The 15,900-nt window shown below is 53.2% G+C and carries 13 protein-coding genes and 2 tRNA genes; 7 read left to right on the top strand and 8 right to left on the bottom strand.

The features are described 5' to 3' along the window. Window positions 1–47 precede the first annotated feature (47 nt). The gene (locus tag ACR0EO_RS04310) at window positions 48–1,928 is read right to left on the bottom strand and encodes a M10 family metallopeptidase (RefSeq protein WP_480687340.1); all 1,881 of its coding nucleotides are present in this window, start codon (window positions 1,926–1,928) and stop codon (window positions 48–50) included. Between the two features lie 582 nt (window positions 1,929–2,510). Here ACR0EO_RS04310 and ACR0EO_RS04305 point away from each other — a divergent pair. From ACR0EO_RS04305 to uvrA, 3 genes are all read left to right on the top strand, one after another. Beyond that, window positions 2,511–2,587 (top strand) — tRNA-Asp (locus ACR0EO_RS04305). A 45-nt stretch (window positions 2,588–2,632) separates the two neighbouring features. After that, a tRNA-Asp gene (locus ACR0EO_RS04300) sits at window positions 2,633–2,709 on the top strand. A 175-nt stretch (window positions 2,710–2,884) separates the two neighbouring features. Further along, on the top strand, window positions 2,885–5,743 hold the full coding sequence (gene uvrA / locus ACR0EO_RS04295) for an excinuclease ABC subunit UvrA (protein ID WP_480687338.1): 2,859 nt from the start codon (window positions 2,885–2,887) through the stop codon (window positions 5,741–5,743). A gap of 16 nt (window positions 5,744–5,759) precedes the next feature. On the opposite strand, the gene ACR0EO_RS04290 is transcribed toward uvrA, so the two are convergent. The 5 genes from ACR0EO_RS04290 to ACR0EO_RS04270 form a co-directional block, all read right to left on the bottom strand. Next, window positions 5,760–6,083: an excinuclease ABC subunit A gene (locus ACR0EO_RS04290; RefSeq protein WP_480687337.1), complete on the bottom strand. Its 324-nt coding sequence runs from the start codon at window positions 6,081–6,083 to the stop codon at window positions 5,760–5,762. 97 nt (window positions 6,084–6,180) lie between these two features. Further along, window positions 6,181–7,050 carry a 3-hydroxyisobutyrate dehydrogenase gene (gene mmsB / locus ACR0EO_RS04285; RefSeq protein WP_480687335.1) on the bottom strand — a complete coding sequence of 290 codons (870 nt, stop codon included), beginning with the start codon at window positions 7,048–7,050 and terminating at the stop codon, window positions 6,181–6,183. 3 nt (window positions 7,051–7,053) lie between these two features. Next, window positions 7,054–8,094: an enoyl-CoA hydratase/isomerase family protein gene (locus ACR0EO_RS04280; protein ID WP_480687333.1), complete on the bottom strand. Its 1,041-nt coding sequence runs from the start codon at window positions 8,092–8,094 to the stop codon at window positions 7,054–7,056. A 7-nt stretch (window positions 8,095–8,101) separates the two neighbouring features. Continuing rightward, window positions 8,102–9,244 (bottom strand): acyl-CoA dehydrogenase family protein, encoded by a 1,143-nt coding sequence (locus tag ACR0EO_RS04275; RefSeq protein ID WP_480687331.1) that lies wholly within the window; start codon window positions 9,242–9,244, stop codon window positions 8,102–8,104. A gap of 94 nt (window positions 9,245–9,338) precedes the next feature. Further along, window positions 9,339–10,454: a carboxylate-amine ligase gene (locus ACR0EO_RS04270; protein ID WP_480687329.1), complete on the bottom strand. Its 1,116-nt coding sequence runs from the start codon at window positions 10,452–10,454 to the stop codon at window positions 9,339–9,341. A 131-nt stretch (window positions 10,455–10,585) separates the two neighbouring features. Between ACR0EO_RS04270 and ACR0EO_RS04265 the strand changes: the two genes are divergently transcribed. Together ACR0EO_RS04265 and ACR0EO_RS04260 are read left to right on the top strand one after the other, a co-directional pair. Next, window positions 10,586–11,437, top strand: a complete 852-nt coding sequence (locus tag ACR0EO_RS04265; RefSeq protein WP_480687327.1) for a class I SAM-dependent methyltransferase — start codon at window positions 10,586–10,588, stop codon at window positions 11,435–11,437. A gap of 60 nt (window positions 11,438–11,497) precedes the next feature. Beyond that, a complete protein-coding gene (locus tag ACR0EO_RS04260; protein ID WP_480687325.1) occupies window positions 11,498–11,974 on the top strand; it encodes a fasciclin domain-containing protein in 477 nt (158 codons plus the stop codon). 50 nt (window positions 11,975–12,024) lie between these two features. Here ACR0EO_RS04260 and ACR0EO_RS04255 read toward each other — a convergent pair whose 3' ends face one another. Together ACR0EO_RS04255 and ACR0EO_RS04250 are read right to left on the bottom strand one after the other, a co-directional pair. Continuing rightward, window positions 12,025–12,609: a L,D-transpeptidase gene (locus ACR0EO_RS04255; RefSeq protein ID WP_480688222.1), complete on the bottom strand. Its 585-nt coding sequence runs from the start codon at window positions 12,607–12,609 to the stop codon at window positions 12,025–12,027. A gap of 208 nt (window positions 12,610–12,817) precedes the next feature. Further along, entirely contained in the window at window positions 12,818–14,317 is a 1,500-nt protein-coding gene (locus ACR0EO_RS04250) for a CoA-acylating methylmalonate-semialdehyde dehydrogenase (protein ID WP_480687323.1), read from the bottom strand. Window positions 14,318–14,420: 103 nt separating this feature from the next. Here ACR0EO_RS04250 and ACR0EO_RS04245 point away from each other — a divergent pair, with 103 nt between their 5' ends. Together ACR0EO_RS04245 and ACR0EO_RS04240 are read left to right on the top strand one after the other, a co-directional pair. After that, on the top strand, window positions 14,421–15,323 hold the full coding sequence (locus ACR0EO_RS04245; RefSeq protein ID WP_480687321.1) for a LysR family transcriptional regulator: 903 nt from the start codon (window positions 14,421–14,423) through the stop codon (window positions 15,321–15,323). 60 nt (window positions 15,324–15,383) lie between these two features. After that, complete coding sequence (locus ACR0EO_RS04240; protein WP_480687319.1) at window positions 15,384–15,821, top strand: CBS domain-containing protein; 438 nt, start codon at window positions 15,384–15,386, stop codon at window positions 15,819–15,821. The last annotated feature ends 79 nt before the right edge of the window (window positions 15,822–15,900 follow it).

Raw genomic sequence — 15,900 nt, 5'->3', positions numbered from 1 at the left:
AAAAAAGGCGGCGATAACCCGCCGCCCTTTGGTTTAAAGAGACTGTCTTACAGGATGAAATCGTCAGCTGTCAGGTTGTGGAGACCTCTGAGTTCGATGACCATTTCGGCGCCTCTGTCTGCATCGGTATCGATGAAGATGAAGGTCTTGTCGTTTGCTGTACCTGCCAGATCCACTTTCCTGTAAAAGATTTCGCCTCGAGGAACAGAGAAGAAGTTTCCTTGGCCGCGGAAAACAAAGTCTTCATCGCCGGACAGAAGCGTGCTGGAGTCCATCGCGCTCAGGTCAATCTTGTCGACGCCGTGTTGGAAGTCCATGATTACGTCAGCGTTCGTGGTAGTTGCAGTGCTCTCGCGAGTAGCGTTGAAAACAAATGTATCCGCACCGGCATCTCCTCTGAGAAAGTCGCGACCCAAACCTCCAATCAGAATGTCGTCGCCAAGACCGCCCAGCAGCGTATCGTGTCCGCCTCCGCCGATCAGGGTGTCGTTACCAGTATTTCCGAATAGCCTGTCGTGGTTCCATGAGCCGTCAAGGTTATCATTGCCGCCGCGACCAATCATAGTATTGGCGTATTCGTTGCCAACAAATTGGTCCCCCTGGCTGGTGCCGTCGACATTCTCAACACTTCTGATGATATCTTGACCGTAGCCGGTGTCCTGACGATTAACGTTTGTCAGATCGACGGTAGCTCCGACTTGGCCACTAAAACGAACCCAGTCCGCTCCAGAACCGCCGTTAATGTAATCGTTGCCGTCGTTTTGCCGGAAAACAAATACATCGGAACCGTTTCCGCCAACCGCGCTGTCGTTTCCGCCACCTGCAATGATCGTGTCGTTCCCATTTCCGCCGAACACTCTGTCGGCGCCAGATCCTGACGACAAGATGTCGTTTCCGTTGAGCCCTTCGAGTTGGTTGTTCAACGCGTTACCGTTGATCAAATCGTTGCCTGATCCGCCAATTGCGTTCTCAATTTCCACGGTGTTTGCAATAGTAAAGCCACCGCGGATGCCGTTGGCAAAGGATGGATTGCCGCCCGCATCGTTTCCTTCCAAATCAGCCGCACGGAGGTCGATCACGACGCGACGTGTTACGCCTGCTGCGGAAATCGTATCGGTACCACCAGTGTCCCATATAGACTGCCAGAACGTGCCAACGCCGTTTGAACCCTTTATGGTGTAAACGTTATCGCCTTCCCTGTAATTTTTTGTGCCGTAAATCGCTTGCAACGCAGCTATGTCCAAAGCCATCGGGGTGGCAATGCCGCCATAGGTGTAAGACACGACTGGCACAACTTCGGCATAGCCCGAGTTGTACGACATAATCGTGTACACGCCCTGATTCTGACCATCAGTACCGTAATCTCCGAACGGTTCAGTCACTCCGGCAAAAACTGAGGAACTGCCGCCGTCATCATGGGGGTGTGCCAGCCCAAGGCCGTGTAGAATTTCATGCAGAATTGTCGCGAAACCTTCGCCACCGCGAACCAATGCTTCGCGGCTGAACAGTGGGGTGTCGTAGGCAAAAAGACCGAACAGAGTGCTAATGCCAAATTGAGCCTGATACGGCGGGGTGTCGCCCGGAACTTGGTGGAACCCGAGGCCGCCATCCAAATCATCAGTAGTGACTAGGCCAAAGGAGATATTCTCGTAATAGGGTGTTCCACTAGGTGCCAAAAAGTCTACTTCGACGAAATCAATCGGGATAAATGTCTCAATAATCGACAACGCGGTGCGAAATGCCTGCATTTCGTACGAGCGCATCGTTTTGAAGCCGGAAACCGAAGCGTCTGCAAAGGAATACGTAATTGTACCTGCGGGGCCGCCGACGTTCGTGCTGATATCCCAAGAGGTGCCCCAAATTATACCGTCTACGTACTCAAGGCCCGTAGGGTTAGCACCCGGAAAAGTTGTGCTGGCAACTGACATTCTTCTACTTCTTCCTTCTAAATTAGACGCAGCTGGATACAAAAATTTGGTCTGAAATCCGTTTGCGTCAAAATCGTACTACTGCCCCCGAGTTAGAATCGGGCTGTTGTGTTTGTTTAGAAAAGTCTCAGTCCGAAACTCGATATACAAGCATTTGGCCTGAGATTCCCGAGAATAGATGTTCTTTTGTACCATCTGCCGACTAATTATGGCCGAACAGAGGCGAGCTTGAGGAAAGTGACCAAACGTAAGTGCAATGTACTTTGATCTCTTTTTGCATCTTTTGGTGCAGTTTAGTTATTTGAGCGGGCATGGAAAAACATTCACCCTAAGCGTGTCTGAGATGTGGCGGTAAGTTAAAAGGGCATAAAATGTTGTTCACAGCTGAAAAGGCCCAAGTTCAATAGGTTAAGATCGCTTTGACCGCTTTAACCTCTGGGGTTCGGCGGATTTTTGAGAGCCATCCCGCCGGTAAGAAATCTAACAAAAACGGTCTTCATCAAAAAAACTTCAAAACGCCGCTTGACGGCGTCGGGACGTAGCCATAATACACCCCAACGTTCAGCAACGAACGGGCAGCGGGCGGTTGTAGCTCAGTTGGTTAGAGTACCGGCCTGTCACGCCGGGGGTCGCGGGTTCGAGCCCCGTCAACCGCGCCATCGCTGCCATCCTTGGTCCAGGTTAAAGGCCACGAAAATAGATGCGCGGTTGTAGCTCAGTTGGTTAGAGTACCGGCCTGTCACGCCGGGGGTCGCGGGTTCGAGCCCCGTCAACCGCGCCATTTTCACCTTTATCTCCAAAATCGATGCACAAAAGGTGTAGCGCGCATCCTCTGTCGACCTGATGTCAGTTTATGTCGGCAATAATCAGTTTGTTCTCATTTTGTTCTAACTTTTCTATTGGAGACTCAGAGTAGCTCGCCTATTTCTAAGACACTTGTGTGTTGGGGGCCGAGAATGGCTGAGCTTAAGAATATCGAGGTGCGCGGCGCGCGCGAACATAACCTCAAAGGTATCGATGTTGATATCCCGCGTGATCAGTTGGTGGTGATCACCGGCTTGTCCGGCTCGGGCAAGTCGTCTCTGGCCTTCGATACCATTTATGCCGAAGGCCAACGTCGTTACGTTGAGAGTTTGTCAGCCTATGCCCGGCAGTTCCTCGACATGATGGAGAAGCCCGATGTAGATCACATCAGCGGCCTTTCTCCGGCGATTTCCATCGAGCAGAAAACTACGTCCAAAAACCCGCGTTCAACTGTTGGTACGGTTACAGAGATCTATGACTATCTGCGCCTGCTGTTCGCTCGTGCAGGAACGCCGTACAGCCCAGCGACCGGCCTGCCGATCGAAGCGCAGCAGGTGCAGGATATGGTTGATCGCATCATGACGATGGAGGAGGGGACACGCGGCTATCTACTTGCTCCGATCGTTCGTGATCGGAAAGGAGAATACAAAAAGGAATTCTTGGAACTTCGGAAGCAGGGGTTTCAACGCGTCAAAGTGGACGGTGAATTCTACGAGCTGGACGAACCTCCGACATTGGACAAAAAATATCGCCATGACATCGATGTAGTTGTTGATCGTTTGGTTGTCCGTGAAGGTATGGAAACGCGCCTGGCCGACAGTTTGCGTACTGCTTTGGATCTTGCGGACGGAATCGCGATTCTTGAGACAGCGCCTCGTGAAGGTGACCCGGAACGAATTACATTCAGCGAGAATTTCGCATGCCCGGTCAGCGGCTTCACGATCCCTGAAATCGAACCGCGCTTGTTTTCGTTTAACGCTCCGTTCGGTGCCTGCCCAGATTGCGATGGGTTGGGGGTTGAATTGTTCTTTGATGAACGCCTCGTGGTACCTGACCAAACACTGAAGCTGTACGACGGTGCACTCGCGCCGTGGCGTAAAGGCAAGTCACCGTACTTTTTGCAGACGATTGAGGCCATCGCGCGACATTACGAGTTTGACAAAAACACTCCTTGGAAGGATCTGCCAAAAAAAGTGCAGCAAGTATTCCTGCGCGGGTCTGGTGATGAGGAAATTCAGTTCCGTTACGACGAGGGCGGACGCGTATACCAAGTCACTCGAAGTTTCGAAGGCGTGATCCCGAACATGGAACGGCGCTATCGGGAAACCGACAGCGCATGGATCAGGGAAGAATTCGAGCGTTACCAAAACAATCGGCCCTGTGGCACCTGTGAGGGCTATCGCTTGCGGGCCGAAGCTCTGGCTGTAAAGATTGGAGGGCTTCACGTCGGGCAAGTCGTTGAAATGTCGATCCGCGAAGCTTTAGCTTGGATCGAAGATGCGCCCAATCACCTGACAGCTCAAAAGAACGAGATTGCACGAGCCATTCTAAAAGAGATTCGTGAACGCTTGGGCTTCCTGAATAATGTTGGCTTGGAGTACCTTACGTTGTCACGTTCAAGTGGAACGTTGTCCGGGGGTGAAAGTCAGCGTATCCGTTTGGCCAGCCAGATTGGTTCCGGCCTGACGGGCGTTTTGTACGTACTGGATGAACCGTCCATCGGCTTGCATCAACGAGACAACGATCGGTTGCTGGGAACGCTCAAGAACCTCCGTGATCAAGGGAACACGGTAATCGTTGTCGAACACGACGAAGAAGCGATCCGCGAGGCCGACTACGTTTTCGACATTGGCCCCGGCGCCGGCGTGCATGGTGGTCAAGTAGTGAGCAAGGGTACACCAGAAGAAATTGCTGCTGATGCTGCGTCAATGACGGGTCAGTATCTTGCTGGGACACGAGAAATTCCGGTTCCCTCAGAGCGGCGCAACGGTAATAAGAAGAAAGTTACTGTTGTCAAAGCCGTTGGGAACAACCTCAAGAACGTCACAGCAGATTTTCCGCTCGGCAAGTTTGTTTGCGTAACTGGCGTGTCCGGGGGCGGTAAATCGACCCTGACGATAGAGACCCTGTTCAAAACCGCTTCAATGCGATTGAACGGCGCGAGACAGACTCCTGCGCCCTGTGAAACCATCAAAGGGCTTGAGCACCTCGATAAGGTTATCGACATTGATCAGCGCCCGATCGGGCGCACTCCAAGATCAAACCCAGCGACTTATACCGGTGCATTTACTCCCATCCGCGACTGGTTCGCAGGGTTGCCCGAAGCGAAGGCACGCGGGTACAAACCCGGACGTTTCAGCTTTAACGTAAAGGGTGGTCGTTGCGAGGCGTGCCAAGGTGACGGTGTAATCAAGATCGAGATGCACTTTTTGCCTGACGTTTACGTGACATGCGAAACCTGTAAGGGCGCCCGTTACAACCGAGAAACACTTGAGATTAAGTTCAAGGGCAAGTCGATCGCAGACGTCCTTGATATGACCGTAGAAGACGCTCAGGAGTTCTTTAAGGCCGTACCTTCGATCCGAGACAAGATGGATGCTTTGGCGCGAGTTGGCTTGGGCTACATCAAGGTCGGTCAACAGGCGACCACACTCTCTGGCGGTGAAGCGCAGCGCGTGAAGCTGTCCAAGGAACTATCTAAGCGATCAACCGGTCGCACGCTGTATATTCTGGATGAGCCGACAACAGGCCTTCACTTCGAAGACGTTCGTAAACTGTTGGAAGTGCTGCATGAATTAGTCGATCAAGGAAATACGGTGGTTGTGATTGAACACAATCTGGACGTGGTGAAAACTGCTGACCACATCATTGACATCGGACCAGAAGGTGGGGATGGGGGTGGCGAAATCGTTGCCGTGGGAACACCGGAAGATGTTGCCGAAGTGGGGCGCAGCCACACCGGGCGCTATCTCAAGCCAATGCTTGAAGGCGCTCGTGTCGCGGCTGAGTAATGGTAGTTTCAGACCCCTAGTTCAGGATGTCTACAACGGCGCCGATCAGGTTGAGGACTTTTCGCGTATCGGGATCCACTCGATAGACGTAGTCACCTGCGCGGACATATGAGTATCTGTTATTCAACCCGTACCGTTTTGGGTCATTTATCCAGCGGTAATCGTTGTAGATGTAGTCGCCATTTCGATAGAACTTCTTGGCTTGGCCGGGGGGAACGCAGGGCACAGACTTCTTGGCCAGACCGGGTGGGCAATGACCGCCCTTATTCTTCGCCATCGCTGGAGCAACCGACAAGGACAGAGCAACAAGCGCTGCTGTCGTAGTGAGGAATTTTGTCATTCTTGCAGTCCTTTGTGGCACCACTTAACCGATCTTAACTAAGTGGTAGTTTGCACAGTGACTGTCAAATCACTGTGCAGGATGTCGCTTAGACTATTTAGCGTCCCCGTTTTTCAAAACGGGGCAACATGGCTGAGAAATCCTTCCCCAAACCATCTTCGGCCTCGACGAACTGTTCGTAAAGCGCGGTTGCGGCCTGTCCCATTGGGGTATCCGCGTCCGAGCTTTCTGCAGCCTGTTGGCTAAGACGCAAGTCCTTGAGCATCAATTCTGCAGCAAAGCCGGGTTGATAGTCATTGTCTGCAGGGCTTTGTGGACCAACCCCAGGGGCAGGGCAGTAGGCGTTCATCGTCCAGCTATACCCAGAGGATGTGCTTACAACATCAAACATCTTTTGGCGATCCAGCCCAAGCTTATCGGCCAAAGCGAAAGCTTCGCAGGTGGCAATCATCGTCACGCCGAGGATCATGTTATTGCAAATCTTAGCAGCTTGCCCGGCTCCGGATTCACCGCAGTGAACCGCCTTTTGTCCCATAATGTCGAACAAGGGCGCAGCTTTGGCAAAAGCTTCATCGCTTCCGCCTGCCATGAAGGTCAACGTGCCGGCTGCTGCTCCGCCAATTCCGCCAGAAACCGGGGCGTCGACGGCAAGAACGCCTGACTCTTTCGCCTGCTCCGCAACTGCCCGTGCGCTGTCTACGTCTACGGTCGAGCAATCAATCCAAACAGCGCCTTTTTGCATTGCTGGAATGATTTCATCCGCAACTGAACGGAGGATATTGCCGTTAGGCAGCATAGTAATGACGATGTCAGCGCCTTCGGCGGCCTTGGCGCCCGATTCAACCATTTCGACACCAGGAACACTGACATCTGCCATGTCAAAACCAGCCACAGTATGCCCGGCTTTAGCCAGATTGACCGCCATCGGGTTGCCCATATTGCCTAAACCGATAAACCCGATTTTCATTCCTTAGTCCTCCTGAAAAGTCAGTGTGTCTGCACCCAACGGCTGAAGCATTTTAGAAACAGCGACAGCTGGTACGCTCATGCCGCTGAATTGCCATTTGGGATTGCGATCCTTGTCGATGATTTGCGCGCGGATACCTTCCAGGAAATCACCGTGCTCCATAGCCCGGAAGGTAAAACGAAACTCCAGTTCCAGCGCTTTACGCAATGTTAGATTTGGGGTGCGAAGCCTGTGTAGAATTTCGACGGTGCATGCCATGGACAATGGAGAGTTACTGCTCATCAGCGTCAAGGCTTCATCCGACAACCCTAAGTCAGAATGCCTCAGAGTGTTGAGGATATCGCCCAACGTCTCACCGTCGAATAGAACATCGATTTGATCCTGTTGTTGCTGTAGATCGCTTTGGGGCGGAGTTATCGCATGTCGTTCTATCAGCGCTGCGTCGCCAGAAGCTTCGAGCAGTTCGATCAGGTCGGGCCACGTTTCGAGGGGGACGAAATAGTCAGCGAATCCGGCATAGATGGCGTCTCCTGCATTCATCCGATGGCTCGTCGTGCCCAAGTATTCGCCCAAACGTCCCGGCGCCAGCGCGAGCATGAGCGAGCTGCCAACATCAGGAACCAGCCCAATTGCGCATTCAGGCAATGATATTTTTGAGCTTTCACCAACAATGCGGTGGCTTCCGTGGCAGCCGACACCGACACCACCACCCATTGTGAAGCCCTGCAAAAAGCTAACGATGGGCTTGGGGTATTCGAAAATCAGTGCATTCAGCCGATATTCATCCTGCCAGAACGTACGACCGTATTGATAATCTTGTTTTCGGCCTGTGGCATAGAGCTCGGCAATATCTCCACCAGCGCAAAAAGCTTTCTCACCTTCAGCATCCAGTATGACTAAGTCGACCGACTCGTCTTCACGCCAATTGCGCAGAGCGGTTTCTATCGCCATGCACATTTCATAGCTCAGCGCGTTTAACGCCTTGGGTTTAGTCAGCGTGATACGCCCGGCGCGCCCGGTTGTGCGAATGTCGATATCGGCCATTTATTCCTCAGCGGTTGGCAAGCATTTGTCGGGATACGATGACGCGCATGATTTCGTTGGTGCCTTCCAGAATCTGATGAACGCGCAGATCACGGACCAGCTTTTCTATACCGTAGTCAGCAAGGTAACCGTAGCCCCCGTGTAGCTGAAGACACTGATCCACAACCTTTGATCCGGTCTCAGTCACGAATTTCTTGGCCATTGCGCAGAACTTAGTTGCGTCTGGCGTGTTGTTATCCAGCTTCCACGCTGCCTGCCGTAAAAAAGTACGCGCGGCTTGTAATTCGATCTCCATATCAGCCAGCCGGAATTGCAGCGCCTGAAATTGATCGATGGACTGACCGAAGGCCTTGCGTTCGGACATGTACTGCAGGGTCATATTCAACCCGGCTTGGGCCGCGCCCAAGGAGCAAGAGGCGATGTTCAGGCGTCCTCCATCCAGGCCCATCATCGCATACTTGAAGCCGTCACCTTCGATCCCAACCAAGTTCTGAGATGGAATTTTGCAATCATCAAACTGAACCTGTGCAGTTGGTTGGCTCTTCCAGCCCATTTTTTCTTCTAACGCACCGAAGCTGAGGCCTGGCGCGCCATCCTCGACATAAACGGTCGAAATACCCTTCGGGCCATCTTGTCCAGTACGCACCATACAGACATAGGCATCAGAGTAGCCGCCCCCGGAGATAAAGGCTTTGCTTCCATTGATCGTGAAGCCTTCGTTCGTGCGTTCTGCGCGGGTTTTCAGTGCCGCGGCATCAGAACCTGATCCGGGTTCCGTAAGGCAATAGCTGAGGACCGTGTTCATGGTTAGAACATCGGACATTATGCGTGATTTCAGGTCGTCGCTCGCAAAACTGTCCAGCATCTTGGCGCACATATTGTGAATCGACAAAAATGCCGCGACCGAAGGGCAGGCCATCGAAAGTGCCTCGAACACCAGAGTTGCATCCAGACGGCTTAGACCTGAACCGCCTCCATCCTCTGAGACATACAATCCGCCGAACCCGAGTTCACCTATCTGGGGCCAAAGGTCCTTAGGAATGGTGCCGTCAGCCTCCCACTGTCGGGCGTAAGGGGCGATGTTGTCCTGGCCGAAATCGTAAGCCATGTCGAAGATCGCGGTCTGTTCTTCCGTCAATGCGAAATCCAAGGCTTGCCTCCCACTTTGCCAAATGAATTGAACGAGTGTTTATTTCTGAATCCTTACAGAAATTTTGCACGAGCGGCAATCACAGCCATGAGCTTTATAGATCTAGGTGATATTCTTCGATCAAGTGTCGAACGACTGCCTTTCCGGGGTCCTCACCTCGCGCAGATGCCTCAGCATACACTCGTCGTTGGCGCGTAGCAGATGTTCCGTTTTGAGCGATCTGTTGCAGCCGAGCAAGTTCAGTCATCGTACCTAGGGCCTCGGCATCCTCGGCCAGCATACCCATCAATTCGCCCATAAGTTCGGGCATTGGTTTGATGGAACGATCGCCAAAATCGATTAGACCTTCGCCAACCCCATAGCGTTGAGCACGCCATCGGTTTTCACCGATCAGGAACTGGTCGTAGTGCCTCCAACGAAGGTTGCGGTCCTTCAGGCGACAAAGCATGCGAGTAAGTGCCTGAACCAAGGCTGCAAGCGAAAGTGTATGTTCTAACCTTGGCTGCACGTCCATGATGCGCGTTTCCAGCGTCGGAAAACGGTGGGACGGCCTCAGATCCCACCATATCTTGGTCGTGTCTTCTATCACTCCGAGTTCGACAAGAATGCCAGTTGTCCGTTCGTAGTCGGCCCAACTGGCAAGAACCGGGGGCAATCCAGTTCTGGGCAGATTGTCGAATACAGTCAGGCGGTATGATGACAGCCCAGTGTCCTCGCCGTTCCAATACGGGGAAGATGTCGACAGTGCCAAAAGGTGCGGAAGGAAGTACGACAACTGCGGCATGAGATCAGCGCGCAGGGCAGGGTCTTCAACGCCGACATGAACATGCATGCCGCAGATAAGCATGCGGCGGGCAACTCCTCCGAGAGCATGTTGCAGAGCGTCATAGCGATCTTTGCGAGTGTGGTGCTGTTTTTTCCAATCCGCAAAGGGGTGGCACGAAACCGCGATTGGCGCGAGGTTGTACTCTGCTGCGCGGTCCGCCACACAAGAGCGCAGGCGTTTTAGGTCTTCTCGCGCTGACTTGATTGTTGTGTGGGGCCTCGTTCCAACTTCAATCTGACATTGTAAAAACTCGGGACTGACTTGCCCCTGAAAATCCGTCTGACAAGCTTCCATCAGGGCAGGAGGCGCTTCGGCGAGTTCAAGGCTGTCTCGGTCTACGAGCAGATACTCTTCTTCGATGCCTAGCGTGTATTCCTGCTGCATGGAGGCCCTCACTATCAACTTCAACCAGTGAATACGGAAATTTCCAATTTGCCAAGCGTTGGGCGTCGCGCTGCTTGCAGAGGGCCGCCCGGCAACTGTATGGAACAATCGATACGAAAGTGGAGCCGACCGTGAAACCTAGAAAATTCCCCAAGATCAACGACGCCCTTGATGAGTTGGGAGTAAAGCTGATCGACAAGGCTCCTGAACTAGACGAACAGGCGCGACTGGAAGCATTCGAGAAGGCGGGTGGGCTAACGCGGCCAGCCTATGCTCTGTCACCGGGAATGGAAGAGTTCGATATTGGTGAACTCGTTGCCGAATACACACGACATGCCGAGGCCCTCAAGGCGCTGAAAGATCCTTCGCTCAATCAGACCGGGTTCAGTCTAGGGAACGGATACTACGATAGCCCTGATGCGGATGCCCTTTATTTGATGGTCCGTCGGTTTGCGCCGAAACGCGTGATTGAGGTTGGTTGCGGAAACTCTACTCGTGTGACCCGTCAGGCGATTATTGATGCTTCTTTGGATACGCAGATCACAGCAATTGATCCGTATCCTCGCGCAGACATCGCCCATGTGGTTGATCAGTTTGAACAGAAGCGCTTGGAAGAGGTGGATCCGGCACTGTTTGACCAGCTTGAATCTGGTGACATCCTCTTCATCGATTCCAGCCACGTCGTTCGGATGAGTAATGACGTGGCGCATCTCTTCTGCCGGATCATTCCTGCCCTCAAGCCAGGAGTTGTGATCCATGTGCACGATGTTTTTCTTCCCTATGAATATCCCAAGCGGTTCTTCTACGACTGCCCAGGTTGGGGTGAACAGTACATACTGCACGCCTTGCTACAATCTGGTTCCTTTTCAATGCTTTGGCCGGGGTACTACTTGCAGCAGGACCGCCCGGATGCGGTCGAGGCACTTCCTTTCCTAAATGATGGTCGCGCTCAAAGTATTTGGGTGCAGGTGAGGGAAAAGTGATCCGATTGCGCTAAAGCCCCGTAACCCTTTCCATAACACGCTGGAGAGGAGACAACAGCCATGTTTCGCCGTACTTTCATGGGCGCCGCCGCCGCGCTTGCACTTGCACTACCTGTAAAAGCTCAGGCTGCTGATATCGTGGACACCGCCGTTTCGGCCGGATCGTTCAACACATTAGTCGCTGCGGTACAAGCCGCCGGTTTGGTCGACACCCTCAAGGGCGATGGCCCATTCACTGTTTTCGCTCCAACGGACGAAGCGTTTGCTGCTCTGCCGGAAGGCACAGTGGAAACGCTGCTGCTGCCTGAGAACAAAGACCAGCTGGTCGAAATCCTGACTTACCACGTCGTACCAGCCAAAGTGATGTCCGGTGATATTGCTGGTAAGCGTGCAAAGGTTCTGACCGTTCAAGGCGATCGCCTGAGCGTGAACGCTAAGAATGGCGTCAAGGTAAACGGAGCCGAGGTCGTACAGGCCGATATCGAAGCGAGCAACGGCGTCATTCACGTCGTAGACGCAGTGATCCTGCCTGAATAATTACTTCAAGATTAAAAAAGCCCCGGTCAATGATGACCGGGGCTTTTTTATTAAACCAATCTCACCTGAGTGCCGATTTGGACAAGAGGATACAATTCCTCGACATGTTGGTTGTAAAGGCCGATGCACCCCGAAGAGCTTTGACGACCAATTTTACGCGTGTCGTGGGTTCCGTGAACCAAATAAGCCGGCCAGCCAAGATACATCGCACGAGTACCAAGTGGATTCCCTGGTTCTCCGCCTTCCATCCGTACGGGCAGGGACGGGTCGCGCTCACGCATTGACGACGTTGGTGTCCAAGTTGGGTTTTCACGTTTACGGACGACTTCGGTGTAGCCGCGCTTGGTCAGTTCTTCGCTCATCGGAACTGAGCTTGGGTACAGTTTGTACGTACCGTCTGCACCCCAATAGTGAACCGCGCGGCTGGTGATGTCGGCCAGTAAGCAACCCACGCCAAGTTGGTCAAAGTGATCTTGCCAGTTCTGCTGCGAGAACGAGGATACGTTCCGGCGAACGGGTAGTTGCGTACTGATGGCTTCTTCGTTTTGAGGGAACGCGTCGATGCTTTGAGCGCGCGCCACGGCGGGCGCTGCCAGAAGAGACGCTGCGCCCAACAAAGCAGAGCGGCGAGTCATGCGGGGATTTGACAATTTGGCCTCCGGATCAGGAACTGCACGATCAACAATTTAGTGTAAAATATTGCTGTATGATCGGATTTGCCAGAGTGCGACGTCTGAATTTGTTGTGAACCGGCTATATTTGTCCGGATTAGGCAGCTCGTCGCCTAAAAAAGCCCGGCCTTTGATTGGCCGGGCTTTCTTAAGTTGTGGTTCGATCCTTGGATCAATCCATTGCTTTGAAGTTGAACTCGCCACCTTCTTTGATGCCCGACGGCCAGCGTGCGGTCACAGTTTTGGTGCGGGTGTAGAACTTGAAGCTGTCCGGACCGTGCTGGTTCAGGTCACCAAACATGGATTTCTTCCAGCCGCCGAAGGTGTGGTAGGCCAGCGGAACCGGGATCGGTACGTTGACACCAACCATGCCGATGTTGATCCGGCTGGCAAAGTCACGAGCAGTGTCACCGTCGCGAGTGAAGATCGCTGTGCCGTTGCCGTACTCGTGGTCCATAGCCAGGCCAATAGCTTCTTCGTAGGACTTCGCACGTACAGTTGACAGAACCGGGCCGAAAATTTCCTGCTTGTAGATGTCCATGTCTGTCGTGACGTGGTCGAACAAGTGAGGGCCGACAAAGAAACCGTCTTCATAACCCTGCAGGTTGAAGTCGCGGTTGTCGACGACCAGCTTTGCGCCTTGTTCAACGCCCGAGTTAATCAGGCCGAGGATGCGTTCTTTTGCAGCGCGGGTCACAACAGGACCCATGTCCACATCGTCGCCTGCAGTGTAGGGGCCTACCTTCAGCTTCTCGATGCGCGGGATTAGCTTTTCGATCAGCGCGTCCGCTGTTTCTTCACCCACCGGAACAGCAACCGAGATGGCCATGCAGCGTTCACCAGCTGCGCCGAAACCGGCACCGACCAGAGCGTCTGCAGCTTTGTCCATGTCGGCGTCGGGCATGATGATCATGTGGTTCTTGGCGCCGCCAAAGCACTGTGCGCGTTTGCCGTTGGCGGTTGCGCGGCTGTAGATATACTGCGCAATCGGGGTCGAACCCACAAAAGAAACGCCCTGAATGATTTCGCTATCCAGAAGTGTATCCACGGCTTCTTTGTCGCCATTGACGACTTGGAAAACGCCTTTCGGCAGGCCGGCTTCGATGAACAACTCAGCCAGCATCATCGGTACCGAAGGGGCCCGTTCTGATGGCTTCAATACCACGGCGTTTCCACAGGCCAGAGCCGGGCCGACGTGCCATAGAGGCATCATAGCGGGGAAGTTGAACGGCATGATTGCAGCCACAACACCCAGCGGTTGACGCATCGAATAAAGGTCAATGCCGGGACCAGCGCTGTCGGTGTACTCGCCCTTCAGCAGATGAGGCGCGCCAATGCAGAACTCAATGACTTCCAGACCGCGCTGCAGGTCGCCCTTGGCGTCGGGGATGGTTTTACCGTGTTCGCGGCTCAGCGCCTCAGCCAATTTATCCATGTCACGGTTCATCAGACCGACCATGGCCATCATGACACGAGCGCGTTTTTGCGGATTGGTTGCGCCCCAAGCAGGCTGAGCAGCTGCGGCAGCCTCAATCGCGGCGGTGGTTTCGGCCGCACTGGCCATTGGGCATTTGTACTGAACTTCGCCCGTTGCCGGGTTGAAAACGTCATCAAAACGGCCCGAGGTTCCTGCCACGTTCTCGCCGTTGATGAAATGAGTCAGATCTTGCATTGCAAACTCCTCCGGTGAATTTGGGCGCAGAATAGGCTTGCAGAAATCGCCTGAACAGAGGCAATATTTCAAAGGTGCTTTGCAAAAATGCAAAGAGGGGAAGATGACTCCGAATTGGGATGACATTCGTATTTTTCTGGCTGTGGCACGTGAAGAAAGCCTTTCTGCTGCCGGCCGGGTTTTAAAGATTGACCCAGCTACTGTTGGACGGCGGATTTCAAGGCTTGAAGCATCCTTCGATGCTCCGCTCTTTACTAAGTCGCAGCAGGGGTATGTTTTGACGTCAGCCGGTGAACGCCTACTTTCGCATAGCTTGCAGGCCGAAGAGGCTATGCGTGCTGCCGCAGGCGCCTTGGCTGGATCATCCAAGACCCTCAGTGGACAAGTTCGGATAGGTGCCCCTGACGGAAGCGCTAATTACCTTCTACCTCAGGTATGTGCCAAGATTTGCGATGCGAACCCAGATCTGGACATCCAGATACTCGCATTGCCACGAGTCATTAACCTGTCTCGTCGCGAGGCGGACATGGCCGTCACTGTCAGTGTACCCACTGCAGGTAAGCTAGTTGTCCAGAAAATCTGCGACTACAAGCTGCACCTCGTTGCAACGCAGGACTATTTGGATCAGCACCCAAAAGTTCAGTCGCCCGGTGATCTCAAAGGGCACCGAATGATCGGGTACATTCCTGACATGATTTTCGACCGGGAACTGGACTACCTCGTGGATATCGGCGTTGACCGTGTTGCCCTTGCATCGAATTCAGTCTCTGTCCAATTGCGTCAGGTCGCGCTGGGATCGGGGATATGCGTCGCGCATGACTTCACACTGCCGTTTCACCGTAATCTACGGAAAATCCTGTCGGATCAGGTTAGTCTGACCCGTAGTTTCCATCTGGTCCGTCACGAAGGAGACCAGCGAAATGAAAGACTGAATCGTTTTGCCCATGCATTGAGCCAAGGTATTCGCGAAGAGGTTGAGCGACTAGAAGCCGAAGCTTCACCTTGACAGGTTCAGACATTCCGGCAACGCTTTGTAAAACAGGAAGTTATTTCGGAGGTTACGCATATGCTTGTTCAAGCCATTCTGAAATCTAAAGCGTCCGAAGGTGTCGTTACAGTCGAACCGTCTGTAACGGTGTCTGAAGCGTCGAAGATTCTATCGGAAAAGCGGATTGGAACGGTTGTTGTGTCCGAGGATGGCGGTGAGACAGCTTCGGGCATTCTTTCGGAACGCGACATTGTTCGCGAGCTTGCCGCTAGTGGCAGTGGATGCCTTTCAGAACCGGTAAGCGCGTACATGACCAGTGAGTTGGTAACAGCAACTCAACAGGACTCGGTACAAGATATCCTGTCGCGTATGACCGAAGGGCGTTTTAGGCATATGCCGGTTGTCGAAAATGGCAAGCTGGTTGGCATTGTAACCCTAGGCGACGTTGTAAAAGCTCAGCTTTCTGAGTTGGCGATGGAAAAGGACGCTTTGGAAGGCATGATCATGGGGCACTAAGCCCCTTGGTCGCAGATGCGCCCCCTTGCACCTAAGGTAAAGTTGTGTTTGCTTGCGCAGAAATTATGTTGCGCAGGAG

The organism is Ruegeria sp. BE9 (assembly GCF_056538765.1).
Note: the sequence above shows the minus strand (reverse complement) of the source record. Positions and strands in the feature narration are given on the sequence as shown.